Source organism: Dorea longicatena, assembly GCF_025150085.1.
In the GTDB taxonomy this organism is placed as follows: Bacteria; Bacillota; Clostridia; order Lachnospirales; family Lachnospiraceae; genus Dorea_A; species Dorea_A longicatena.
This window is the reverse complement of sequence record NZ_CP102280.1, coordinates 1,655,936-1,682,293: the sequence shown is the minus strand read 5'-3', so window position 1 is coordinate 1,682,293 and position 26,358 is coordinate 1,655,936. Positions and strand designations below refer to the sequence as shown.

Genomic DNA, 26,358 nt, shown 5'->3' with positions numbered 1-26,358 from the left:
TTTGGAATAAAAAGAAAGAGTTGAAAAAGACAGGATAGGATACTATGAACAGAGATGTAGAGATATTAGCTCCGGCAGGGTCGATGGAGTGTCTGCGGGCAGCGGTGGCCGCAGGTGCGGATGCAATATACCTTGGCGGTACAAAATTTGGGGCGAGAGCATATGCACAGAATCTTTCGGAAGAAGATCTGGTGCAGGCAATTGAATATGTGCATATTCATGGAAGAAAGATTTATATGACGGTGAATACACTCCTGAAAGACAGGGAACTGAATGAACTGTATGCGTACCTGCTTCCTTATTACAAGGCAGGACTGGATGGAGTGATTGTACAGGATATCGGTGCGGTTAAGTTTATAGGAGAATATTTCCCTGAAATGCCGGTGCATGCCAGTACACAGATGACGATCACCAATACACTTGGAGCAGACTTCTTAAAAAGATACGGAATTACGAGAGTTGTACCGGCAAGAGAACTTTCTTTAAAGGAAATCCGTGATATGAAGAAACAGACAGGACTGGAGATGGAATGTTTTGTACACGGAGCCCTTTGCTATTGTTATTCCGGACAGTGTCTGCTAAGCAGCATGATTGGTGGACGAAGTGGCAACAGGGGACAGTGTGCTCAGCCATGTCGTCTGCCTTATCAGACAGAAGGAAAGAAACCGGCGGATCTTATGAGTCTGAAAGACTTGTGCACAATTGACATTTTACCGGAACTGATCGATGCCGGGATTGATTCGTTTAAAATAGAAGGAAGAATGAAGCAGCCGGAATATGTATATACGGTTGTAAAAATGTATCGTAAATATGCAGATCAGTATCTGAAACTTCAGAAAGAAGGCAAAGGAAAATCCTCGTATCATGTATCAGAGGCAGACAAAAGAGAGTTACTTGCAACTTATCAGAGACGTGGTTATTGTGAAGGCTACTATTATCAGCATAACGGCAAGGACATGGTATCTTTGAAGCGTCCAAAGAATGGAAGAGATGGAAGTGCAGAGGAAAAGCCATGGCAGGATATAAAAGTACAAGAAAAAATTAATGGTATTTTAACACTTTCTGTCGGAAACCGTGCTAAACTAACAGTATCATGCGGTGATGTTACTGTAGAATGTATCGGACAGGAAGTGCAGGCGGCACAGAAGCAACCGTTAGATCCGGCAAGAATCGAAAAGCAGATGCGCAAAACCGGTAATACAGAGTTTACATTTGATAATCTGGAGATTCTGATTGAAGGAAATGTATTCCTCCCGATGCAGGCATTGAATGAACTGCGAAGAGAAGGTATTGAAGAACTGACGGAGCAGATACAGATGCAGTATAGACGGGAAGATGCCGGTTGTGGAATGAAAAAAGCAACAGCGGGATTCGATAGCGATGCGGATGGTGTAACAGAAACAGCAGGCAAAAAAGAATGCTGTATATCTGCAAGTGTACAGAACAAAGCTCAGCTTGATACAGCGGTAAACAGCAAAATCCGGTACATCTATCTGGAGGAGGATGTAGAATTTGAACGGGAAGACGGTGTACAGTATTTCCTTGCCATGCCATATATTTTCAGAGAGAATACAATCAAAAGATATGAAAAAATGTATACAGAGATCGAGAAAAAATATGATGGTATTCTGATCCGGAACTGGGAAAGCTATGCGTGGCTGAAACGGCATGAATATCAGAAAGAAATCCGCAGTGATTATAACCTTTATATATTTAATCGGAAGACAAAAGAGGAATTGAGACGATTGGGAATTGCCCGGGGAACGGCATCAGTGGAATTGAATGACCGTGAACTGGCAAGAATTGGAATAGAGGAGCAGGTGTTTATCGCATATGGTTATCAGCCGGTGATGATCAGTGCAGGATGTATCCAGAAGACCAGTGCTTCCTGTGATGGAAAAGGCGGTGTACTTTCGATTTCGGATCGTTATCAGAAGAAGTTTGCAGTCAGACGATATTGCAGAGACTGCTATAATGTGATGTATAATTCGGCTCCGCTGTTCCTAGCCGATAAGGCAGAAGAGGTACATGCATTGGCACCCGCAGAATTACGTCTGGACTTTACGACAGAAAGCAGCGGACAGGTGAAAGAGATCTGTCATGCATATACGCTCGCATTCGAAAAAGGGTGTAAGACGGAACCTCCGATGCAGGACTATACAAGAGGACATTTTAAAAGAGGAGTAAAGTAGGTGAAGAGTTGGTAAATATAATTGTACAGTTATCAAAATATCTGATGATTCTGATGATCACAGTGTATACATATCTGTGCTTCAGCATTTTCGGGTATTATGATCCGGATAAAAAGAAACGGTGTCTCAGAAAGCAGAATGTGTTGATGTTCGTGATGCATCTGACAGCATTTCTCGTGATGTATCTGGAAAAAAAGGACACAAAGATTCTGGCGTTATATCTGATGCAGGTAACGCTTCTTGGAGGAACCATCCTGTTATATAGTTTTATTTATCCAAAAGTATCGCGTCTGGTTGTAAATAATATGTGCATGCTTTTGAGTATTGGATTTATCATGATCACCAGATTAAATTATGATAAAGCGGCGAAGCAGTATCTGATCGCAGCAGCGGGAATTGTGCTTTGTCTTGTAATTCCGATCATCATCCGGAAGGTCCGCTTCTTATCAGAATGGAGAATCCTTTATGGAATTGTCGGAATTGTATCGCTGGCGGTGGTTGTGGTTGTCGGAAGAGTATCCTATGGTGCGATGCTTGGTTTTACGGTTGCGGGAATCAATATTCAGCCGTCGGAGCTGGTGAAGATCGTATTTGTGTTCTTTGTAGCATCCAGTTTTAAGCGTTCGACGGAATTTAAAGATCTCGTAGTGACGACGGTCGTAGCTGCTTTTCACGTGCTGATCCTGGTGGTATCGAAAGACCTTGGTGCGGCACTGATCATATTTGTGGTATATCTGGTTATGTTGTATGTGGCAACCCATCAACCACTGTATATTCTTGCCGGACTTGGCGCAGGAAGCTTAGGAGCAGTTGCGGCATATCATTTGTTTACGCACGTTAAGACGCGTGTCAATGTGTGGAGAGATCCATTCGGAACTTATGATAATGGCGGCTATCAGGTGGCACAGTCATTATTTGCCATCGGAACCGGTGGATGGTTTGGTGCGGGACTCTATCAGGGACAGCCGGATACGATTCCGGTATCTGCAGAAGACTTTATCTTTTCTGCGATTTCGGAAGAGATGGGACTGATCTATGCAATGTGCCTGATTCTGATCTGTGTAAGCTGCTATGTAATGTTTTTAAATATTGCAATGCAGCTGCATAATCTGTTTTATAAGATGGTAGCACTGGGACTTGGTACCTGTTACATATTCCAGGTGTTCTTGACAATCGGAGGGGCAACGAAGTTCATTCCGTCAACAGGTGTAACACTTCCGCTTGTAAGTTATGGTGGAAGTTCGTTGATCAGTACACTGATCATGTTTGCAATTATCCAAGGACTGTATATTTTAAGAGAAGACGAGGAAGAGGATATTGAGAGAAGGAAGAAAGAACGGTTACGAGCAAAGAGAAGCCGACAGGAGAATGCGGCAAGATATCGAGAGACAGAATATGACCCGCAAAGAGCGAAAAGAAGCCAAAAAGCGCGAAAAGAAGCGGCTCAAGGCAAAGCGCGCAAGAAACAAAGAATTCGCTAGAGTTACTTATGTGTTTGTGGGACTGTTTCTGGTGCTACTTGGATATATCGGATATTTTCAGGTGAAAGAGAGTCAGGATATCATACGCAGTCCATATAATGCGAGACAGAATTCCAATGCAAAGCGCGTGACCAGAGGAATGATCGTAGACAAGAATGGAAATGTGCTTGCGAAGACAGATACGGCTGCAGATGGAAGTGAGACAAGAGAGTATCCATACGGAAACGCATTTGCACATGTAGTTGGTTACAATGTGCAGGGAAAATCAGGAATCGAATCGTTGGGAAATTATGATCTTCTGACATCGGATGAGAATTTTCTGATTAAGCTTAAGAATGAATTCCAGGATAAAAAGAATATGGGAAACACGGTTGTGACTACATTGGATGCGGATCTTCAGGAAGCAGCATATCAGGCACTGGGAGATAAAAAAGGTGCGGTCGTAGCTATGGAACCAAAGACAGGAAAGATCCTTGCCATGGTATCCAAGCCGGATTTCGATCCGAATGCAGTGGAAGAGAACTGGAACAGCTTAAGTTCAGATACGAACAGTGTGCTGCTGAATCGTGCGACGCAGGGACAGTATGCACCGGGATCAACATTTAAAGTTGTAACACTTCTGGAATTTATGCGGGAGAATCCGGATTACAGCTCTTATTCTTATAACTGTACGGGTTCGATCGAGAACAGCGGAATTAAGATTCATTGTTATAATGGACATGTTCACGGACAGGTAAATCTGCAGGACAGTCTGGCATATTCGTGTAATACATCATTTTCTAATATTGGTCTTTCGTTAGACCCGTCGAAGTTTAAAAAGACGGCAGAGGAAGTTCTGTTTGATTCTAAACTGCCTTCGGATCTTCCATACAGTAAGAGCAGCTTCACACTGGACGGTTCAGCCGGGAATGGCACGAAGATGATGACGGCAATGGGACAGGGAGAGACGCAAGTGAGTCCGTATCATATGGCGTTGATTACATCTGCAATCGCAAATGGAGGAAAGCTGATGAAACCGTATCTGGTTGACAAGGTAACGAATGCATCGGGTGCAGTTATGAAAGAGACGGATCAGGAAGAGTATAAGCAGCTTATGACCGAAGAAGAAGCGTCTCAGATCAAAGAGTATATGAAGAGTGTAGTAGATTACGGTACGGCATCTGTATTAAGTGGACAGAGTTATACGGCGGCAGGAAAGACAGGTACCGCAGAATACAGTTCGGATAAAGAAAAAGATCACTCCTGGTTCATTGGAATGTCGAATGTAGAAGATCCGGAACTGGTTGTCAGCGTGATTATTGAATCTTCGGATGGAACTGCTAAAGCGGTAAATGTTGCAAAAGAGATTTTTGATTCGTATTATCGTTAGAGTTAGGATCTGGTATCGGTCAGATATCATGAGAGATATAGTTAAAAAGAAATGTATAGAAGGACGGAAAATATGCGATACTATAAGCATCTGTACCTGACAGAAGGGCTGGAAAAGAAAAAAGAAAAAATCATCCGTAAGCTGGAAGCCGGTAAACTGCAGCCAGGTGTGCATGTGATCACACTGGCAGTCAGCGAGAGAAACCAACTCGAGATCTATCCGACGATTCAGTTTAAGCAGCCTGCATTCCCGGAGCAGGAACTGTTCGTGGTGGGGATCACGAAAGGATATGATGAAGCGGTGGAACTGGTAGAACAGATTGTACAGGAAGTATATGACCAGACAGGTACATGCGATATACGGTCTTATATATTAGAAAAAGAGCAGGGAAAATAAGATGGTGTTACATATTCTTTTGATCATTTTAAAAATAATAGGGATCATAATTGCGGTGCTTCTCGGACTGATACTTTTACTTCTGGTGATTCTTTTGTGTGTTCCGGTCAGATACCGCATGGAGGCGTCGATGCCCGGCGAGATAAAAGAAAGTACCGTACGCGGGCGCGTGACGTGGCTTTTGCGCCTGATACGGATAGATGCATCCTTTGAAGAACAGGAACTAAAATGGCGTGTAAGAATTGCATGGAAATCTTTTGGAAGTGAACCTAAAAAGGAGGTAACTCATGGAGAAGAAAATACAGATCGGGAAGAGACTCGGAAAGAACAGAGAGTGGAAAGCAGTCGCGGACTACCGAAAGTGGAAAAAGAGTCTGCAGAAGAAAAAACAATTGTGGAAAGCGGCCAGGCAGCTTCGAAGGATATGGAAGAAAGGTCCGGAAAAAAGACTGAAAAAAGCCCAGAAAGCATTTTGCAAAAAACTCATGAGAGACCTGAAAAAGTTCAACCGGAAAAAAACAGTGAAAAACCGGAGAAGACGGATAAGATAGAAAAAAAGGAAGAAAAAACCGGAAGATTTGAGAAGATCAAATGTACAATTGTAAAGTTCTGTGATAAGATAAAGCATACAGTCGGACATGCGGAAGAAAAGCTGGAGAGTTTGTCGGAAAAGAAAGATAAGATCATAAAAGAACTGGAAGATCCGGTACATCAGAAAGCTTTTTCAAAGGCCAAAAAAGAAACAGGGAAACTGCTGAAACGCTGGAAACCAAAAGTGATAAAAGGTACCGTTCGTTTTGGATTCGAGGATCCATGCCATACAGGGCAGGCGCTTGCAGCTTTCAGTATAATCTACCCATTTATCGGAGAATTTTTATCGATAGAACCGAATTTTGAAAGAAGGATCCTGAAAGGGGATGTAAAGGTCCGCGGAGGATTCCGCATGGTGCCTCTGGTTTGTTTCCTGTGGAATCTGGTGTGGTGCAGGGAAATCCGAAAGACTTACCATGATATCCGGGAGTTTCAATTATAATCCGATGATAGATCAGACGAATATAAACAGAACAAGTATAGATTAGACAGTGCAAGTCGATAGTACGAGGAGGAAAAAAGATGGCTGAAAATAATTTTAAGGGAACCGTAGAGGCGCTGTTCCATGGGATGGACGCAGTTGTGTCATCCAAGACGGTAGTAGGAGATGCAATCCATATCGGAGATACGATCATCTTACCGCTGGTGGATGTGTCATTTGCGGTAGGTGCGGGCGCGTTCAATGCAGATAAGAAAGAAAAAGGTGCCGGAGGTATCGGTGGAAAGATGACACCAAGTGCAGTGCTGGTGATTCAAAATGGTCACACCAAGCTTGTGAATATCAAGAATCAGGATACGATCACTAAGCTTTTGGATATGGTTCCGGATGTGATGGATCGTTTCACATCCAGAAAAGAAGACAATGTTACAGAAGACGATGTGAATAAGATCCTGGACGAAGCAGAAAAATAACCGGAATTTTTTGAAGCAGCATACATATAATGTACAAAAAGCAGGTGTGTGTCTGTGAAGAGAATCGTAGGATTTGCGTTGTTCTGGGTGGCAGCAGGAATGGTTTTGGCTCTGGTCTTACCGGGCTTATTCTGCCAGATCCTGTGTATTATTCTGTGTATTGCGGTGGGATATTGCCTGTTTTGCTGCTAAAAATAAAATGTAAACAAAAAAATATTAAATAACTCTTGCAATTCTTGCAACAGTCTGCTAGAATAACTATTGTTGCGAGTTCGGACAAAGAACTTATTATGAGCGTTAGGAGGTGCAGTCATGGCAAAATGTGCTATTTGTGAAAAGGGTGCTCACTTTGGAAACAATGTCAGCCACTCTCATAGAAAATCACCAAAGATGTGGAAATCAAATGTAAAATCTGTTCGCGTGAAAACAGAAAACGGAGCTACAAAGAAGATGTATGTTTGTACTTCTTGTTTGAAATCAGGAAAAGTTGAGCGTGCATAAGATGTATTGAAACTCAGATTTCGCTGTGTGGAATCTGAGTTTTTTTGCGCAACAAGAACTATTGTAATTGAAGATAGAACAGGGTATAATAAAATATATTGTGTTTTGATTTTGATAGATAATGAAAGAAGTGGAGGTTTTGGCTATGAAAGGATGTATGAGTACAGATTTAGGAATTATTACGATCGATCCTGAAGTAATTGCAAAATATGCAGGAACAGTAGCTGTAGAATGCTTTGGTATAGTAGGAATGGCAGCTGTGAATATGAAAGATGGACTGGTTCATCTGTTAAAGAAGGAAAGCCTGACAAGAGGAATCCATGTAAATATAAGTGATGATAACCATATCAGTATTGACTTCCACATTATTGTGGCATACGGCGTAAGTATTTCCGCTGTAACAGACAATCTGATCAGTGATGTAAAATACAGAGTGGAAGAATTCTCCGGTATGCAGGTAGATAAGATCAACGTCTATATTGAAGGCGTCAGAGTCATTGATTAGTTTGTGGATTTAAGGAGGAACGTAAGAAGTGGCTACGAAAACGATTAATGTGGACGTACTTGCAAAGATGTTTCTTGCAGGTGCTCAGAACATTGAAGCGAAAAAAGATTATATTAACGAATTAAATGTATTCCCGGTGCCGGATGGTGATACGGGAACCAATATGTCTATGACGATTATGTCAGCGGCAAAAGAAGTAACAGCATTAAACAAACCGGCTATGAAAGATCTTGCAAAGGCGATTTCTTCAGGATCTCTGCGTGGTGCAAGAGGTAACTCCGGGGTTATCCTTTCACAGCTTTTAAGAGGATTTACAAAAGCAATCAAAGAAGAAAAAGAGATTGATGTACTTGCACTTGCAGCAGCATGCCAGAGAGCAAGAGATACAGCTTACAAGGCCGTTATGAAGCCGAAAGAGGGAACAATTCTTACTGTTGCCAGTGGAATTGCGACAAAGGCAGCAGAGATGGCAGAAGAAACAGATGATCTGGAAGTGTTTATCCCGGCTGTTATTGAGCATGCACAGGATGTATTGAACCAGACACCGGAGATGCTTCCGGTATTAAAAGAAGCAGGTGTAGTAGATTCCGGTGGACAGGGACTTCTGGAAGTGATCAAAGGAGCATATGATGCATTCCTTGGTAAAGAGATTGATTACAGTGTAATTGAACCAAGCACAGGTGTAACGGTAAATAAAGTAAATGCAGAAGATACCGCAGATATCAAATTCGGTTATTGTACAGAATTTATCATTCTGACAGAGAAAGAATTTACGGAGGACGATGAGCGTGAATTCAAGAAATTCTTAAGTTCTATCGGAGATTCTATCGTATGTGTTGCAGATGATGATGTGGTCAAGATTCATGTACACACGAATGATCCGGGACTTGCGATCCAGAAAGCACTTACTTATGGACAGCTTTCCAAGATGAAGATTGATAATATGCGTGAAGAACATCAGGAGAAGCTGATCCGTGATGCAGAGAAACTTGCCGAACAGCAGGCAAATGAAGAAGCAGCACACGAAGAAAAGAAGCCTGCAGAGCCGAGAAAGGCGATGGGATTTATCGCAGTTTCTATCGGAGCAGGTATGAATGAGATATTCAAAGAACTGGGAGCAGATTATATCATCGAAGGTGGACAGACCATGAACCCTAGTACAGAGGACATGTTAAATGCCATCGATCGGGTAAATGCTGACACTGTATTTATTCTCCCGAATAATAAGAATATTGTACTGGCAGCGAACCAGGCAAAATCACTGGTAGAAGAAAAAGAGATTATTGTAATCCCTACAAAGACAGTTCCACAGGGAATTACAGCAATCATTAATTTCATGCCGGACGCAGATGCCAAGACAAATGAAGAGGCAATGCTGGAAGAGATCAAGAATGTAAAGACCGGACAGGTAACATACGCAGTCAGAGATACACACATTGATGATAAAGAAATCCATGAAGGAGATATCATGGGTATCGGTGACAGCGGAATTCTTGCAGTTGGAAAAGATCTGGAAGAGACTACAAAAGAATTGATCGCTAATCTGGTAGATGAAGATTCAGAACTGATCAGTATCTATTATGGTGAAGAAGTATCAGAAGAAGATGCTGAGAAATTTACAGAAGAGATCACAGAACTGTATCCGGATGTAGATGTGGATATTCAGTTTGGCGGACAGCCGATCTATTATTATGTTCTTGCTGTAGAGTAAGCAAGGTGCAGAATTATAAATGAACAAAATCTGTTCAGTTTTATAATTGGAACAGATATGTATAGAACCGAATTTATATACCGGGAGTGACAATGCTTTAGGTGTATGGGTTCGGTTCTCTGCATACATGAACCGGAAGTGATTTTGCAATGTGAGATTGTAGTTATAAGATAGGAGAAGTAAGAAGGGTATGATAGAAAAGACAGACATCGGAGATTTAAAAGGAATCGGAGAGAAGACGAAGAAGCTTTTTGAAAAGATTAATGTTCATACAGTAGGCGACCTGATCCGCTATTATCCGCATGGATACGATGTATATGAGGAAGCAGTACCCATCAGTGAGCTGGAGGAGGATAAGATTCAGACAGTTACCGGTGCGATCTATGGACGTGTACAGGTATCCGGAAACAGCCGGATGCAGGTAACGACACTTCATGTAAAAGATCTTACCGGAACGTTAAAAGTAATCTGGTTCCGTATGCCCTTCCTTAGAAATACGTTATCCGGCGGAGGCGTGATCACACTGCGTGGAAGAGTCGTCCGTAAGAAAACAGGCGATCTGGTCATGGAACATCCGGAGATGTTCTATCCTTCTGCAAAATACGAAGAGAAGCTGCATACATTACAGCCTGTATATGGTCTGACGGCCGGATTATCCAACAACATGGTTATGAAGGCCATGAAGCAGGCACTGGATGGTCTGGATCTTACAAGAGAGATCCTGCCGGATTCACTGCGTTTGAAATATGGTCTGGCAGAATACAATTATGCGGTGAGAGGAATACATTTTCCTGAAGATAAGGAAGTCTTTTATCATGCAAGAGAGCGCCTGGTATTCGAAGAATTTCTGGAATTCATTTTGTCGATCCGAAGACTAAAGGAGAAAAATGAACGTCTGGACAATAATTATCCGATGCAGTCCCGGCCGGAGGTACAGAAATTTCTGGAAAATCTGCCTTTTGAACTGACCGGTGCACAGCAAAAAGTCTGGAAAGAGATTGAGAAAGATCTTGGTTCGGACAAGACAATGTCAAGACTGGTACAGGGGGATGTCGGTTCCGGTAAGACGATCGTTGCGGTACTTGCGCTGATGAATGCGGCATTCAATGGTTATCAGGGGGCAATGATGGCACCGACAGAGGTGCTTGCAAGGCAGCATTATGAGAATATAACGAAGATGTTCGAAGATTATGATATCCCGATCAAGGTTGAACTGCTTACGGGTTCTATGACAGCGAAAGAAAAACGGCGTGCATATGACCGGATTGAATGCGGACTGGCGAAAATTATTATCGGAACGCATGCATTGATCCAGGGGGCTGTAAGCTATGATAACCTCGGGCTTGTCATAACTGATGAACAACACAGATTTGGAGTAAAACAGCGGGAAACATTTGCATTAAAGGGTGGAGAACCTCACGTATTGGTTATGAGTGCGACGCCGATCCCAAGAACGCTTGCGATTATTTTATATGGTGATCTGGATATATCAGTGATTGACGAACTTCCGGCGAACCGTCTTCCGATTAAAAACTGTGTGGTAGATACCGGATATCGCAATAAAGCCTATAATTTCATGAAAAAACAGATCGCAGAAGGACGCCAGTGCTATGTGATCTGTCCGATGGTAGAAGAAAGCGAGACAATGGAAGCTGAAAATGTAACGGATTATACAGTAGCACTTCAAGAAGAGATGGGTGATCAGATCCAGGTGGCCTGTCTGCATGGAAAGATGAAGCAGGCACAGAAAGACGATATTATGGACCGGTTCGGAAGAAATGAGATTCAGATTCTGGTGTCAACCACAGTTATCGAAGTTGGAATCGACGTGTCAAATGCAACCGTCATGATGATCGAAAATGCCGAACGATTTGGTCTGGCGCAGCTTCATCAGTTAAGGGGACGTGTGGGACGTGGAAAATATCAGTCTTACTGTATCTTCATGAGTGCCTCAAAATCAAAGGAAACGAAAGAACGGCTGGATATTCTAAATCACTCAAATGATGGATTCAAGATTGCAAGCGAGGATTTAAGACTACGTGGTCCCGGAGACCTTTTTGGCATCCGCCAGAGCGGACTTATGAATTTTAAGCTTGGAGATATCTATCAGGATGCGAAGATCCTTCAAATGGCAAATGAGGCCGCAGATCAGCTTACGGAAGAAGATGAAGAATGGATCAGAAAACTGCCGAATTATGAGAATGCGGCAGGAGTTGTGATATAACATAACGGGGGAAATCACTGCAGATGGATCCGGCGGATATAACAAAGAAGCCGCAATGTGCAGACTCTGTGAATATAACAAAAAATAATCAACACATGACAACTTTGTAATAATAGAAATCATGTGTTGATTTTTTGCAATTTTCCAGTCTGCGTTTCTAGCTTTTGCAGGCGGTGTCAGACTATTTGCCTGCCATCTGTTTTTCCTGCTGTTCAATCATTTTCTTAACCATATAACCGCCGACAGATCCGTTTTGTCTTGATGTCAGGTCTCCGTTGTAGCCGTCTGATAACGGAACTCCAAGTTCGCTTGCTACCTCATACTTGAATTTGTCTAATGCACCCTTTGCCTCAGGTACGGCTGCTTTGTTTGATGAACGATTTGCCATTTTTATACTCCTCCTTCTGGTAACTTTGTAACTTTTTCCTTGTTGTTACATCCATAGTATGTGGAGAAATATAATTAATACACTAGAAGTGTTTTCATAATCTGGAAGAAATTTCAGATTCAAAAATTTTATACACAGGTTATTCGTCCCAGCCTTCGTAGAAGCGGATGTTCATGGAGATATTGCGGACGATCTCACCGTCTTTTACTTCGATATCTTCAATATCAGATACGTATGGGATCATCGGTTCATCTTCGGAAAGTTCCAGTGTGATCCAGTCACGTGCCGCTTCATTGGCACTTTCAATGGCTTCATCCAGAGTCTCACCTTCTCCATAACAACATTCCAGATCCGGGAAATATCCTTTATAATGTCCTTCCTCGGTTTTGTGAAATACTGCAGGGTATATAAATTTCATAATTTGTCATCCTTTCAAAAAGTGTTCCTGTCTATTATATGATTTTTGGTGAGGGAAAACAATAGAGTTATGGAATAATATACAATTTCTCCGAATAAGATAATAATAATCGAAAAAATGTCAGCGAGGAATCAAAAAAGATGCGGCATAGACGATGTATCAGCGCAATACTAATGTCTTTTGTACTCTTTTTACAACCTGCATATGCAGTTCCGTCGGAAGAGAATCAACCGGAAAATTCACAAGAAAATAATACAGAGAATGAGAAAAGACAACAAGAGCAGATCAGTGCACCGTCGGCAATCCTGATGGAAGCATCAACAGGACAGATCATATATGAAAAAAATCCGGATGAGAAATTACCGCCTGCAAGTGTAACAAAAGTTATGACATTGTTGTTAATATTCGATGCACTGGACAGTGGGCAGATCAAGCTTGGGGATGAAGTGACAACATCTGAATATGCAGCATCTATGGGTGGCTCACAGGTATTTCTGGAGCCTGGGGAGACACAGACGGTAGATACACTGATCAAATGCATCTCTGTGGCAAGTGCGAATGATGCATGTGTGACGATGGCCGAATACATCTGCGGAAACGAAGAAGAATTTGTTACAAAGATGAACAAACGGGCAAAGGATCTTGGCATGAAGAATACACATTTTGTAAATTGCAACGGTCTGGATGCAGACGGTCATCTGACAACGGCAAGAGATATTGCATTGATGTCAAAAGAACTGATCACTACATATCCTCAAATCTTTGATTACTGTAACATCTGGATGGAGAATATCATACATAAAACCCAAAAGGGCGAATCAGAATTCGGACTTACGAATACAAACAAACTGATCCGTCAGTATGAGTATGCAACCGGGTTAAAGACTGGCTCTACCAGTAAAGCCAAATTCTGTGTATCCGCAACCGGAAGAAAAGATGATATTGATCTGATCGCCGTGATCATGGCAGCAGATGACAGCAAAGCCAGAGTCAGAGACGCGATTACTTTATTGAATTATGGTTTCGGCAAATGTCAGAAATACACAGAAAAGAAACAAAAGAAGATATCACCGGTTGAAGTCAGGGGGGGCAGAGAAAAACAGGTAAAGGTACGCCAGCAAGGTGCATTCACCTATGTAGACACCACAGGTGCAGATTTGACTAAGATAGAAAATAAAACCAGAAAAGATAAGAATGTAAAAGCACCATTAAAAAAAGGTGAAAAAGTGGGTGAAACAATGTATTACCTGAACGGTAAAAGAATCGGATCCATAGACATCATCACGACAGAAGAAATCGAGAAACAAAATTATAGAAGCGCATTAGAGAATGTGCTGGAAGAGTATGTACTTTAAAAGCAGTATATGCTCGAAATAGGTTGTTGTTGGAAAATCTTAAGGGACAAAATTCTGCGTTAGAGGTTCGAAATTTGACTGTTTGAGGCGTATGCCGAGTTTCAGATTTCGGAACTCTGTTTTTAGCAGAATTTTGTCCCTTTAGATTTTCCTGCCGACGGAATCTGAACAGGAATGGCTTATTAAGTTTTGTGGAGGTCCGGGAGTCCGGTTCCCAAGATTAAATAGCCCGAGTATACTCCTTCAACCACTCACGTTCTTCATCATTAAGATGCGGAGCAACAATCTCATAAACTTTCTTATGATACTCGTTTAACTGCTCGCGTTCCTGATCTGTCAGCATCTCTGGAATGATTGCATCCAGATCGATCGGAACATAAGTGATAGGTTCAAAGTACAGGAACTGTCCATATTCATTCTTAGGACCTTTTCTTACCAGAAGTTCGTTCTCTGTACGGACTCCGTGGCTGCCTTCGATATAGATACCAGGTTCGTCTGTGATGACAAGTCCGGCCATCAGAGGAGCCTGCTCTTTTTCACGGATTGCGCAGCGGAATCCGCAGGAAGCTTCGTGGATGTTCATCAGATATCCGACATCATGTCCGGTACCGTGGTTAAAGTTGATGCCGCGTCTCCATGCAGGCATTCTTGCCAGGACATCCAGGTTGTATCCGGTTGTTCCCTCAAGGAATACGGCATGTGCAAGATTGAAGTTACACTGTAATACAGTTGTGAAATCTTCTTTCATCTGCTGTGTGAGTTCACCAAATGCAAAAGTACGGCTGATATCGGTAGAACCTTCTAAGTATCCTCCGCCTGTATCGGTCAGGAATAATCCGTTCTGTGTCAGAGGAACATCTGTCTCCGGAGTCGGTTCATAGTGAACGATCGCAGCATGCTCAGCGGAAGCGCAGATTGGTTCAAAGCTCTGCCATAAGTAACCTTCCTGTTCTTTACGCAATGTTTCCAGTTTGGCAGCAGCACTGAGCTCTGTGATCTCGATCTTGCCGATATTTGTCTTCAGCCAGTACATCCATTTTGTCATGGCTACGGCATCTTTTTTATGGGCGTTGATGATGTTTCTGATCTCGACATCATTTTTCTTTGCCTTCATTGCAATCGTCGGGTTCACCTGCTGAACAACCTTTGTGCCGCCAGGAATGTTGTTGAACAGTGCATAGTTCAGACGGTTCGGGTCTACCAGAACCGTAGATGCGGTGTCTAAGTTCTTGATGTCCTCATAGATTGCATTATACGGATGGATGGTGATGTTGTTCTTTGCAAGATCAGCTTTCATATCGTCATTTAATTTGCGTTCATCGATGTAAAGCTTCATTTCGTCCATTGTGATGACTGCATAAGAAAGTAATAATGGGAAGAAATCTACATCATCTCCACGTAAATTCGTGATCCAGCATACATCGTCAAGTGCAGCGATAACATGTACATCGGCACCTGCCTTTTTCATAGCCTCACGGACACGTGCAAGTTTGCTCTCTGTACTTTCACCTGTGTATTCTTCGCCGAGTGCGAAAGCCGGCTTTTCAGAAAGCGCAGGACGGTCTGCCCATACTTCTCCGACAAGATCTTCGGAATAGTTGATCTTGGCATCTTTAGAAGCAACGGCTTCTTCCAGTGCAGCTCCCTCTTCGATGGCAACGACACGTCCGTCGAATCCGAGTGTACCACCTTCAGGTAATGCAGAAGCAATAAATTCTTCTACTGTAGGAACGCCAGGCTCGCCCATCTTATAGAGCTTTACGCCTGTTCCGGCTAACTGCTGGTCAGCCTGAAGAAAATATCTTCCGTCAGTCCAGAGGCCTGCTTCATCCTTTGTGAAGACAGCAGTTCCGGCAGAACCTGTAAATCCTGTGATATATTCTCTTACTTTAAAATGATCGCCGACATATTCACTCTGATGAAAATCATCGGTAGGAACCATGTAGACGTCATATCCTCGTTCTTCCATTAATGCGCGAAGAGCGGAGATTCGTTCTGGTATATTCATAACAAAAACCTCCTTATAATGAATTGAATAACCTACAAGAATGAATTTTAGCACAATTAATTGAAAATGAACAGAAAGAATTATATAATAAACCCGGATGTAAAGGAGAAGTAGAAATTGATAAAAATAATTCTGATAATTGTGGCAGTTTTTATAGTGTACTGCCTGATAGAAATGATAAGAGAACTGCGGGATTTCCGCGTGACGAAGTATCGGATCTGCTCACAGAAATTAAATGGAATCAAAAGGGAAAAAAAGATTATATTCTTAAGCGATCTACACAACCGGATGTATGGAGAAGAGAATGAACGCCTGCTGGAAAGTATTCGGAATCAGCATCCGGATCTGATTCTGATCGGCGGTGATATGCTGGTCAGAAAGGATGGAAATTCTTATGATAAGACGGTTCATTTTCTTGCAAAACTGCCGGGAATCTGCCCGGTTTATTGTGCAAATGGTAATCATGAACAGAAATTAAAAGAACTGCCGGATAAGTATGAACAATCTTATGAAGAGTACAAAAAAGCACTGACGGCATCTGGAATCCACATGTTAGAGAATGCATCAGAGACAGTAAAATTGGACGAAGTGCCTGTGAAACTTTCTGGCCTGGAGATCCCGCTTGGAGCGTATGCAAGATTTGGAAAGAAAGAACTTTCGTTAAAAGAAATCACAGACCGTATCGGAGAACACGGGGATGATTATCAGATCCTGCTTGCGCATCATCCGGGATATATGAAAGAATATCTGGCATATGGGGCAGATCTGATCCTGGGCGGGCATTATCACGGCTGTGTGGTACAACTCCCGGGGATCGGTGGAGTCATTTCGACGAATTTTACACTGTTTCCAAAGTATTCCGGGGGAATTTACCAGGAAGGAGAACAGACAGCAGTTGTAAGCCGCGGACTTGGGACGCATTCGGTGCCGTTAAGACTGTGGAACTGGCCGGAGCTGATTGTTCTGGAATTATCCGGAAATGAAAGATAAAGACTTGAGTAATTTCCAAATGTCCTGTATAATAATTAAGTTATGATAATGGAGGATATGTATGGGGATTCCGGTAAAATTACAGGTATTTGAAGGTCCGTTAGACCTGCTGTTACATTTGATCGAAAAAAATAAAATAGACATTTACGATATTCCGATCGTCGAGATCACGAATCAATATATGGAATATATTAAAGCCATGCAGAAAGAAGATCTGAATATTATGAGTGAATTTCTTGTGATGGCAGCGACACTTCTGGATATCAAATGCAGAATGCTCCTTCCAAAAGAAGTGAATGAAGAAGGAGAAGAAGAGGATCCGAGACAGGAACTGGTAGAACAATTGCTGGAATACAAGATGTATAAATTCATGTCATATGAACTAAAAGACCGTGAACTGGACGGTGACCGGGTTATGTATAAGTCGGCGACGATTCCGGATGAGGTAAAAGGATATGTACCGCCGGTGAACTTGGATGAACTTCTGGGAGATCTGACACTGGTGCAGCTTAACCGTATTTTCAAAGAAGTAATGAAAAGACAGGAAAGTAAGGTTGATCCGGTACGAAGTAAATTTGGAAAAATTGAGAAAGAAGAAGTAACACTTCCGGACAAGCTTGATTATGTGACGGAATATGCCAGGTCGCACAGGAAATTTGGATTCCGGGCGTTATTAAAAAAGCAAAGCTCCAAGGTACAGGTGGTTGTTACGTTTCTTGCAATCTTACAGTTGATGAAGGAAGGCGTGATCTTTATAGAGCAGGATCAGCCATTTGATGAGATTATGATTACATCAAAAGTTGAAGAAGTATAAGGAAGATAACATGGCAAAGTTAAAAATAAAACAGATGGAAGGGATCATCGAGGCGATTCTTTTTACAATGGGGGATTCTGTAGAGATCGGAAAGATCGCAAGAGCGCTGGAACAGGATGAAGAAACTACGCGTAAAGTAATACATAAAATGATGGATAAATATGTGGCGGAAGACAGAGGCGTCCGCATCATAGAATTGGACGGTGCGTATCAGATGTGTACGAAGACGGAGATGTATGAATATTTGATCCGTGTGGCATCGCAGCCGAAGAAGCATGTCCTTACGGATGTTTTACTTGAGACACTATCGATCATTGCCTATAAGCAGCCAGTTACAAAGCTTGAGATTGAAAAGATACGTGGTGTGAAGTCAGATCATGCGGTAAATAAACTGGTAGAATATAATCTTGTATCAGAAAGAGGACGAATGGATGCTCCGGGAAAACCAATTCTTTTTGGAACAACGGAAGAATTTCTGCGAAGGTTCAGTATTCATTCATTGGATGACCTTCCAAGTCCGAATCCGGAACAGGTAGAGACGTTTAAAGAAGAAGCAGAAGAAGAAGTACAGTTAAAATTAGATATATAGAAGATGTGGCAGGAAATAACATGGAAAATCATTTCACGCGGCAGACAGCCGGTGGAGTGATTTTTTTGTTTTCCCGGGCATATATTTTCTTAACGGAATATACCCGGAGTGGAGAAATATGAAAAGACGGCCGCATAAAATCGTATCGGTGGTATTGCTGGCGGTATTGATCGCTGGCATGGGCATGGCATGCCGTATACAGAGTCTGGAATCAAGGAATAAAAGGTGGACAGAGAATACGGAGACTGCCGGAAAGATTCTGACCGAATCGGGGAAAAAAGAGGCACAGAAGCAGACGAATGGAACGGAGAACGATGATGCTGCACAGAATGCGAAGCGGGTGTTCGGGGATGAACCGGCAGAACTTTATGCCAGATCGGCGGTGCTGATGGATGCGGACAGCGGCCGGGTATTGTTCGGGAAGGATACAGATGTGGTCCGTCCGATGGCAAGTACAACGAAGATCATGACGTGTATCCTTGCGTTGGAATCCTTGCGGGAACATCCGGATCAGACGATAGAAGTATCGGATCAGGCTGCGTCCCAGCCGAAGGTACATCTTGGGATGCAGAAAGGGGAAGTGTTCTACATCAAAGACCTGTTGTATTCTCTGATGCTGGAATCGCATAATGACAGCGCTGTGGCTGTGGCAGAGGGCATTGCCGGAAGTGTAGAAGAATTTGCAAAAGAAATGAATGCAAAAGCTGCAGAAATCGGCTGCAAGAACACCCACTTCATTACGCCGAACGGACTGGATGCGGAAGATGAAGGCGGCGTACATTCTACAACGGCGGAAGACCTGGCGAAGATCATGCGGTACTGTATTATGACATCCGGGGAAAAGGAGACATTTCTTGAAGTGACCCGGACGAAGGAATATCAGTTTCAGGATGCTGACAGGAAGCGTACATTTTCGTGTCATAATCATAATGCATTTCTGGATATGATGGACGGGGCACTGAGCGGCAAGACGGGATTTACGGCAGATGCGGGATACTGTTACGTGGGAAGTTTAAGATGGGATGACCGTACATTTATCGTGGCACTTCTGGCATGCGGATGGCCGAATAATAAAGGATATAAATGGAAAGATACCAGGAAGTTAATGGAGTATGGGCTGGAGCATTATCAATATCGGGATATAGATAAAAAAATGCAGATACCGGAAATAAAAGTTGCCGGTGGCGTGGATGATAAAAAGCCGTATCAGTATTGCTTGAATGTTCCTGTGAAAATTGAGAGACCGGCGGAAGAAAACTCTAAAATTCTTATGAGAGACGGGGAAGAATTGCGGGCAAAGCTGGAACTTGCAAAATACTGGAATGCACCGCTGAAAAAAGGTGAAAAGATTGGAATGTTGACATATTATTTAGATGGATATAAGGTGGCAGAATATGAATTGAAAAACGAAAAGACAGTAGCAAAACGTGATTTTTCATGGTGTATATTCTGGATTATAAAAAGTGTGATGCTTTGAATTGCGGTACCCTGGCAAGGGAGTGACGGCATCTGGCTTAACAGACCTGAAAAATATTTTGACATTGTTATCGGGGAATGATACATTGAAATCATATTTGGGATAAGAGATATACAGGAGAGAGCATGGGAAGAGGAAGCATAACATTATATATAATGATAATTGCAGGCATGGGGATTGTACTGTCGGGCTGGTGGTATAGAAATATATGGTTTAAAGTAGAAGAGACGATAGAAATATATGTAAATGTATTCTGGATTTGCGTGTGTTTGTTAGCTGCATTAAGTATTTATGGATGGAGAATGCATGAGTTACTGGATACCTGTAACCGTACGATGGAAATACAGGAGGGCGTGATAAAAGATGTTGTTCTGATTGATACAGTTACGCAGTATGATGATTTTGATATATATGAAGTGACCTTGTACGGCAGGGAGCGGCCCATAGAAAAGGTTGTGTCAGGAATCGGATTGAAAAAGGGAATGCATGTAAGAATAGATGCGTACCGGTCTTCATTTTACGGAACACTTGTTTCCAGAATTGATGGTAAAACTCCAGAATATTATAAGAAAATAATGGAACATAAAAATGTGAAGACGCAGACAGTATTGTTATTGTTAATGCTTCAATCAATAGAAATGCTGATCATATCCGGAAGGGAGTATGTGAAACATGGAAAAAGGAAACAAGGAAGACGCTGGTTCTGGTTTGCAGCGGTCTTAGCTGAATTAACGATTCTTGTTCCACTGGCGGCTATAAAATATCCGCAATATGGCAGGGTATTGAGCTGGAGTGAGGTCATTATGCTGATCCTTTATGTGATTGCGGAAATGAGGCTGGCATGGCAGGCAAATGTTGGATCTAACTGGAAGCTGTGGGAGGAAGTCAGATATATATGGCATATAGAAGGAGAGGATTCTGATACAGAAGAGGAAAGTCCAAAGTACAAGGAAATTTCTTATCAGGTACATCAGATGCAGCAGATGAGTATCAGCAGCTCGGAAAGATATTGCCGGTACAGATATAAAAATGGAATGAAAGAGGTCAGGTTTGATAAGTGGGCATGTGTAGTTGTGGGATTAGATAGTGCTTTTTTGGCCTGGCTTGTTACCTTAGGTTCGGGGAGTGATGCAAGTATCTGGGGAATTGTGGTAGCGGGAATTATTTTTGCACTGGTTATGATAATATGGGGAACAAAAATATTTGGAAAGAAGTGGGAATCCTATAAAATGGAGATGGAATCTCGGGTCCCGTGTGAATATTGTTGCATAAAAGAAGACGTGTTTGAGAATATGAAATTCAGATGCAGTGACGGACATGATGAAATATGGAGAATGAATCTAGACGAGGAAGCGAAGGTAAAAGACGGAGAAACAGTTATGGTTATTTTTATGCCGACGGCAATGGAGATGAGACTTGAACGGTTACCATATATGGATAAAATATGGGAAGGATAAAAGGAAAGTATGTTTGATAACAGATGTATGTATTATCTGACAATTGTTGTGGTAATGCTTTTTTCGGTATCATTTATAAAACTGAATAAATTTTGGGAATTAGATGTCAGATATGGAGAAGTAGAATCCGATGAAAGTATGGGGACGACTATTTTTAAAGGCGTCCGGTTCTTGATAGGAATTGTTTTGATACTGATGCCGGGAATCATGAATCCTGTATATCAGAGTACGGAAGGAATGATTGTGGAATGTGTGAAGGCAGATCCGGTGTGGCGTGTAGATGCAGATGACGGGGTATGGCATGTTACAGTGGAAGATACAGAAACCGGGACGAAAAAAATATTTTACAGGGTAAAAGGTTTGAAAAATGTCCGGGAAGGAATGAAAGTTGAGATTCATTCTTTTGACGCCGATATGTTTCTGGGAGAAGTATTCGCAAAAGTAGATGGCAGAACCACGCAGTGGTATAAAAATGGAATCAAAGAAAGACCGGGAGAACGTGTAATACTTTTGAGCTTGTTTCTTGCATATGCACTGGAGCTTTGTTGGATTATCATGAAAGGAAAACAAAAACTAGAAGATCGAAAAATCGTTACATACTATTATTATCTGGCTATATTAGGGCTGGGATTATATGCATCAATGGTCATATTCGTGTGGAGACAGCACGTGTCCGGAAGGCCATGGTCTGATATGCTGTGTATAGGATTTTATTTGTACATGTTTGGAGAAATGGTTATAAGTCTGAGTGGGGTTCCGGTTGAAAAGATCAAACAGGAAGAAAGACTGAAAAAGGAGAGAAAAAGCTTAAGAGCGGAACAGGAAAACAGAGACGAAAAGGAAAGGTTCGAGACGGAATGGAGAGAACGGGAAGAAGGAAAAACAGTAAATAAGGAGAATGTTCTGAAATTGACCAAAATGGGATATATTGCTTCGAAAAAATATTGCAGAAAGAAATATCGCAAGGAAGTCAGGAAACATATGAAAGGAATCGGGCCGGTATTTTTTGCAAATACAGGAGTTCTTGTGATAATATGTTTGATTTTAGAGGGTGAAACAGCACTTTTGACTGTAGGAGCAGATATTTTATTATTTATATTGATCTATGTAATCAGCAGATGGAATGCCGGACGAAAATGCCGCGAATGGAAAAAATCGGTTGTTCCGGGGGAAATGTGCGAATATGGTATGTTCAGAATCCGCTATCTGGATCAGATAGAATTTGAATGTGCAGAAGGGAAGAAAATCATTTACCGTATGGACAGGGAAAAGGAGGATATTGGATGGGATGGAAATTTGGCGGTAGCTGTATATGTGGAAGCGCAGGACAGACTTTGTATGGAATCGCCAAGAATGCTGTCGCAATTCATCGAAAGAGACTGGGGAGATGCGGATCAGGGATGAGATTATCTTGACGCCCGGAAGTCATCTGTGATATGTTAAGTATATCTGAATCACAGATGGTTGTATTCTTTTACATTTCTGTAGAGTATTCCAGAATATACAAGAGAAAAATGATGAGGGGAAAATTAAATATTGACATTCGGGATGAAGTATAATACTATATTAACCAAAGGACGAACACTCGTTCGATGAACGAAAAAGGAGAATTAACATGGCAAATGAAGATAAAAAGCGCGCATTGGATGCGGCGATCGCAAAATTAGAGAAAGATTTCGGTAAAGGAACAGTTATGCGTCTGGGAGATCCGTCAGCACAGGTAGCAGTAGAGACCATTCCTACCGGTTCATTAAGTCTGGATCTTGCACTGGGGCTTGGCGGAGTACCGAAGGGACGTATTGTTGAGATCTACGGACCAGAGTCAAGTGGTAAGACAACAGTCGCATTACATATGATCGCAGAAGTGCAGAAGAGAGGCGGTATTGCAGGATTTATTGATGCGGAGCACGCGCTGGATCCTGTGTATGCGAAGAATATTGGAGTAGATATTGATGAGCTGTATATTTCACAGCCGGACAGTGGAGATCAGGCTCTGGAGATTACAGAGACAATGGTAAGATCCGGAGCGATGGATATCATCGTAGTGGATTCGGTTGCTGCGCTGGTACCAAAGCAGGAGATTGAAGGAGATATGGGAGACAGCCATGTCGGACTTCAGGCAAGGCTGATGTCCCAGGCACTCCGTAAGCTGACACCGGTAATCAGCAAGTCCAACTGTGTGGTCATCTTTATCAACCAGCTGCGTGAGAAAGTAGGTGTGATGTTCGGTAATCCGGAGACAACAACCGGTGGACGCGCGCTGAAGTTCTACTCATCTGTACGTATGGATGTCAGAAGAATTGAGACTCTGAAACAGAGCGGTGAGATGGTTGGTAACAGAACACGTGTAAAGATTGTGAAGAATAAGATTGCACCTCCGTTTAAAGAGGCGGAATTCGATATTATGTTCGGTAAAGGAATTTCCAAAGAAGGAGATATCCTTGATCTTGCAGTGAAGTGTGATCTGGTCAGCAAGAGTGGTGCCTGGTTCGCATACAATGGAGACAAGATTGGACAGGGAAGAGAGAATGCGAAGACATATCTTTCTGAACATCCGGAGATCATGGAAGAACTGGAGCAGAAGATCCGTGCACACTATCACATTGGAGCGGAAGGTGACGTGGAAGAGAACGAAGAATCTGCAACTGCAGAAGGAATTACAAAAGAGGAAGAATAATCTATGATGACGGTTACGAAGATCGAACCGCTGTCAAAGACGAGATATAAAGTATATTTAGACGGACAGTTTGCTTTTACATTGTATAAGGGCGAACTGTCCCGTTATCATATAGCGGAAGAATCTGTGATCGAAGACGATATCTATGACAGTCTTCAGCAGATTATTACCAAAAGGGCGAAGCTCCGGGCAATGCATCTGCTTTCTGATATGGGAAGAACGGAATCGAAGCTTCGGACTAAATTGAAACAGGGCGGTTATGCGGAAGATGCAGTTGAGGCGGCAATCCGGTATGTGAAGTCATTTGGTTATATTAATGATGTGGAATATGCGAGAAGTTTTATTGACAGCAGGAAGGAACGGAAAAGCAAAAAAGAACTCTATGCGGCACTTGTGCAAAAAGGCGTTTCATCAGAAATTGTAGAACAGGTATTTGAAGAAGCGGACTACGGGGAGGAAGATTCCAGACAGGCGATCGAAGCGCTGATGCGGAAACGAAATTATAACCCGGAAACAGCGGATGCGAAGGAAAAGCAGAAAATGATGGGCTATCTGATGCGTAAAGGATTCAGTTATCAGGATGTCCGCAATGTGTTACAAGTTTGCGAGTGAAAGCTTGACATATTTGTGTAAAAAGTATAAAATTGAACTGTTGTAATAATCGTACAATGAAAATTAAATAAGGAGGTGCTCCTGTGCCGATAGGAATAGTGATTGCTGTAGCAGTCGTACTTATCGTTGTGGCCGCTGTGATCAGTCATTTTTTGACAGTCTCAAACCTGAAGAACAATGCAGAATCCAAGATTGGTAATGCAGAGGCAAGGGCAAGAGAAATCATTGATGATGCAGTAAAGACAGCGGAGGCCAAGAAGAAGGAGTCTCTTTTAGAAATCAAGGAAGAGTCTATCAAGAATAAGAACGAACTTGAAAAAGAGACAAAGGAACGCAGATCGGAATTGCAGCGTTACGAGAAGCGTGTACTTTCCAAAGAGGAAGCTCTTGATAAAAAATCAGAGGCCATTGAAAGACGAGAAGCAGGATTTACAGCGAAGGAAGAAGAGCTGAGACAGCGTGAAGCGAAAGTAGAAGAGCTGAGTCAGCAGCGTGTACAGGAACTAGAAAGAATCTCAGGACTTACCTCCGAACAGGCAAAAGAATATTTGTTAAAAACTGTTGAAGAAGATGTAAAACATGACACTGCAAAGATGATCAAGGAATTAGAAGCGCAGGCAAAGGAAGAGGCAGATAAGAAGGCGAAAGAGTACGTCGTAACTGCAATCCAGAGATGTGCGGCAGATCATGTTGCGGAAACTACAATTTCGGTTGTACAGCTTCCAAGTGATGAAATGAAAGGAAGAATTATCGGACGTGAAGGACGTAATATCCGTACTTTAGAGACACTGACGGGTGTGGAACTCATTATTGATGATACACCGGAAGCGGTTGTCCTTTCCGGATTTGATCCGATAAGACGAGAAGTGGCAAGAATCGCGCTGGAGAAGCTGATTGTTGACGGACGTATCCATCCGGCAAGAATTGAGGAGATGGTAGAAAAGGCGCAGAAAGAAGTTGACACGATGATTCGTGAAGAGGGTGAAGCAGCGGCACTGGAAGTTGGTGTGCATGGAATTCATCCGGAACTGATTAAACTTCTCGGACGTATGAAGTTCAGAACAAGCTATGGACAGAATGCACTGAAGCATTCGGTTGAAGTGGCACAGTTATCCGGACTTCTTGCGGGAGAGATCGGATTAGATGTCAGACTTGCAAAACGTGCAGGACTTCTTCATGATATCGGTAAATCGATCGATCATGATGTAGAAGGATCACATATTCAGATTGGTGTGGATCTTTGTAGAAAATACAAAGAATCTCCTACAGTTATCAATGCTGTAGAGGCACATCATGGAGATGTAGAACCGGAAACTCTGATTGCGTGTGTGGTACAGGCTGCAGACACGATTTCGGCAGCAAGGCCGGGCGCAAGACGAGAAACATTAGAGACATACACAAACAGGTTAAAACAATTAGAAGATATCACCAACCAGTTCAAGGGTGTTGATAAATCTTTTGCAATTCAAGCAGGTAGAGAGATTCGTGTTATGGTAGTTCCAGAACAAGTATCTGATGCAGATATGGTATTACTGGCCAGAGATATTGCGAAACAGATTGAATTTGAATTAGAATATCCAGGACAGATTAAAGTTAATGTAATTCGTGAATCACGAGTTACAGACTATGCCAAGTAGAAGATAAATGAAATGACAGGAACCGGTTGATTTTTGGTCAACCGGTTCTTATTT

The 26,358-nt window shown here is 42.3% G+C and carries 24 protein-coding genes; 21 read left to right on the top strand and 3 right to left on the bottom strand.

All coding sequences use genetic code 11. The annotated features are described in order from the left end of the window. The first annotated feature begins 44 nt into the window (after nucleotides 1-44). From NQ508_RS07950 to recG, 11 genes are all read left to right on the top strand, one after another. Nucleotides 45-2,192, top strand: a complete 2,148-nt coding sequence (locus NQ508_RS07950; protein ID WP_006427638.1) for a peptidase U32 family protein — start codon at nucleotides 45-47, stop codon at nucleotides 2,190-2,192. Between the two features lie 8 nt (nucleotides 2,193-2,200). Further along, nucleotides 2,201-3,673, top strand: a complete 1,473-nt coding sequence (locus NQ508_RS07945) for an FtsW/RodA/SpoVE family cell cycle protein (protein WP_022415561.1) — start codon at nucleotides 2,201-2,203, stop codon at nucleotides 3,671-3,673. Further along, nucleotides 3,588-5,042 carry a peptidoglycan D,D-transpeptidase FtsI family protein gene (locus tag NQ508_RS07940; RefSeq protein ID WP_006427636.1) on the top strand — a complete coding sequence of 485 codons (1,455 nt, stop codon included), beginning with the start codon at nucleotides 3,588-3,590 and terminating at the stop codon, nucleotides 5,040-5,042. Before NQ508_RS07945 ends, NQ508_RS07940 begins: the two co-directional genes overlap by 86 nt. 72 nt (nucleotides 5,043-5,114) lie before the next feature. Then, a complete protein-coding gene (locus NQ508_RS07935; protein ID WP_022415559.1) occupies nucleotides 5,115-5,438 on the top strand; it encodes a hypothetical protein in 324 nt (107 codons plus the stop codon). A gap of 1 nt (nucleotide 5,439) precedes the next feature. After that, nucleotides 5,440-6,471, top strand: coding sequence for a DUF2953 domain-containing protein (locus NQ508_RS07930; protein WP_006427634.1), 1,032 nt, complete (start codon nucleotides 5,440-5,442; stop codon nucleotides 6,469-6,471). An 80-nt stretch (nucleotides 6,472-6,551) separates the two neighbouring features. Further along, entirely contained in the window at nucleotides 6,552-6,941 is a 390-nt protein-coding gene (locus NQ508_RS07925) for a GerW family sporulation protein (protein ID WP_006427633.1), read from the top strand. Nucleotides 6,942-6,995: 54 nt separating this feature from the next. Then, nucleotides 6,996-7,133 carry a hypothetical protein gene (locus NQ508_RS07920; protein ID WP_167528850.1) on the top strand — a complete coding sequence of 46 codons (138 nt, stop codon included), beginning with the start codon at nucleotides 6,996-6,998 and terminating at the stop codon, nucleotides 7,131-7,133. Nucleotides 7,134-7,253: 120 nt separating this feature from the next. After that, nucleotides 7,254-7,442, top strand: coding sequence for a 50S ribosomal protein L28 (gene rpmB / locus NQ508_RS07915; RefSeq protein ID WP_022415556.1), 189 nt, complete (start codon nucleotides 7,254-7,256; stop codon nucleotides 7,440-7,442). 145 nt (nucleotides 7,443-7,587) lie between these two features. After that, entirely contained in the window at nucleotides 7,588-7,947 is a 360-nt protein-coding gene (locus NQ508_RS07910; RefSeq protein WP_022415555.1) for an Asp23/Gls24 family envelope stress response protein, read from the top strand. A gap of 28 nt (nucleotides 7,948-7,975) precedes the next feature. Next, complete coding sequence (locus tag NQ508_RS07905) at nucleotides 7,976-9,658, top strand: DAK2 domain-containing protein (RefSeq protein WP_044920036.1); 1,683 nt, start codon at nucleotides 7,976-7,978, stop codon at nucleotides 9,656-9,658. Between the two features lie 190 nt (nucleotides 9,659-9,848). Continuing rightward, entirely contained in the window at nucleotides 9,849-11,882 is a 2,034-nt protein-coding gene (gene recG, locus NQ508_RS07900; RefSeq protein ID WP_006427629.1) for an ATP-dependent DNA helicase RecG, read from the top strand. A 181-nt stretch (nucleotides 11,883-12,063) separates the two neighbouring features. Here recG and NQ508_RS07895 read toward each other — a convergent pair whose 3' ends face one another. Together NQ508_RS07895 and NQ508_RS07890 are read right to left on the bottom strand one after the other, a co-directional pair. Next, on the bottom strand, nucleotides 12,064-12,270 hold the full coding sequence (locus NQ508_RS07895; RefSeq protein WP_006427628.1) for an alpha/beta-type small acid-soluble spore protein: 207 nt from the start codon (nucleotides 12,268-12,270) through the stop codon (nucleotides 12,064-12,066). A 139-nt stretch (nucleotides 12,271-12,409) separates the two neighbouring features. Further along, nucleotides 12,410-12,688 carry a type II toxin-antitoxin system HicB family antitoxin gene (locus tag NQ508_RS07890; protein ID WP_006427627.1) on the bottom strand — a complete coding sequence of 93 codons (279 nt, stop codon included), beginning with the start codon at nucleotides 12,686-12,688 and terminating at the stop codon, nucleotides 12,410-12,412. A gap of 173 nt (nucleotides 12,689-12,861) precedes the next feature. Between NQ508_RS07890 and NQ508_RS07885 the strand changes: the two genes are divergently transcribed. Beyond that, complete coding sequence (locus NQ508_RS07885) at nucleotides 12,862-14,043, top strand: D-alanyl-D-alanine carboxypeptidase family protein (protein ID WP_006427626.1); 1,182 nt, start codon at nucleotides 12,862-12,864, stop codon at nucleotides 14,041-14,043. 220 nt (nucleotides 14,044-14,263) lie between these two features. Here the strand turns inward: NQ508_RS07885 and NQ508_RS07880 are convergent, their stop codons facing one another. Then, nucleotides 14,264-16,051 carry an aminopeptidase P family N-terminal domain-containing protein gene (locus tag NQ508_RS07880; protein ID WP_006427625.1) on the bottom strand — a complete coding sequence of 596 codons (1,788 nt, stop codon included), beginning with the start codon at nucleotides 16,049-16,051 and terminating at the stop codon, nucleotides 14,264-14,266. A 117-nt stretch (nucleotides 16,052-16,168) separates the two neighbouring features. On the opposite strand from NQ508_RS07880, the gene NQ508_RS07875 reads away from it, so the two are divergent. From NQ508_RS07875 to rny, 9 genes are all read left to right on the top strand, one after another. Continuing rightward, nucleotides 16,169-17,041 (top strand): metallophosphoesterase, encoded by an 873-nt coding sequence (locus NQ508_RS07875; protein ID WP_022415550.1) that lies wholly within the window; start codon nucleotides 16,169-16,171, stop codon nucleotides 17,039-17,041. 61 nt (nucleotides 17,042-17,102) lie between these two features. After that, a complete protein-coding gene (locus NQ508_RS07870; RefSeq protein WP_006427623.1) occupies nucleotides 17,103-17,855 on the top strand; it encodes a segregation and condensation protein A in 753 nt (250 codons plus the stop codon). Between the two features lie 10 nt (nucleotides 17,856-17,865). Then, nucleotides 17,866-18,444 carry an SMC-Scp complex subunit ScpB gene (scpB, locus tag NQ508_RS07865; RefSeq protein ID WP_006427622.1) on the top strand — a complete coding sequence of 193 codons (579 nt, stop codon included), beginning with the start codon at nucleotides 17,866-17,868 and terminating at the stop codon, nucleotides 18,442-18,444. Between the two features lie 118 nt (nucleotides 18,445-18,562). Continuing rightward, entirely contained in the window at nucleotides 18,563-19,921 is a 1,359-nt protein-coding gene (locus NQ508_RS07860; protein ID WP_006427620.1) for a D-alanyl-D-alanine carboxypeptidase family protein, read from the top strand. Nucleotides 19,922-20,046: 125 nt separating this feature from the next. Further along, nucleotides 20,047-21,378, top strand: a complete 1,332-nt coding sequence (locus tag NQ508_RS07855) for a hypothetical protein (RefSeq protein ID WP_006427618.1) — start codon at nucleotides 20,047-20,049, stop codon at nucleotides 21,376-21,378. 9 nt (nucleotides 21,379-21,387) lie between these two features. Further along, entirely contained in the window at nucleotides 21,388-22,782 is a 1,395-nt protein-coding gene (locus tag NQ508_RS07850) for a hypothetical protein (RefSeq protein ID WP_173818598.1), read from the top strand. 211 nt (nucleotides 22,783-22,993) lie between these two features. Beyond that, a complete protein-coding gene (gene recA / locus NQ508_RS07845; protein WP_006427613.1) occupies nucleotides 22,994-24,055 on the top strand; it encodes a recombinase RecA in 1,062 nt (353 codons plus the stop codon). Between the two features lie 6 nt (nucleotides 24,056-24,061). Beyond that, the gene (locus NQ508_RS07840; RefSeq protein WP_044920053.1) at nucleotides 24,062-24,667 is read left to right on the top strand and encodes a regulatory protein RecX; all 606 of its coding nucleotides are present in this window, start codon (nucleotides 24,062-24,064) and stop codon (nucleotides 24,665-24,667) included. A gap of 83 nt (nucleotides 24,668-24,750) precedes the next feature. Continuing rightward, nucleotides 24,751-26,304, top strand: a complete 1,554-nt coding sequence (gene rny / locus NQ508_RS07835) for a ribonuclease Y (RefSeq protein ID WP_044920031.1) — start codon at nucleotides 24,751-24,753, stop codon at nucleotides 26,302-26,304. Nucleotides 26,305-26,358: the final 54 nt, after the last annotated feature.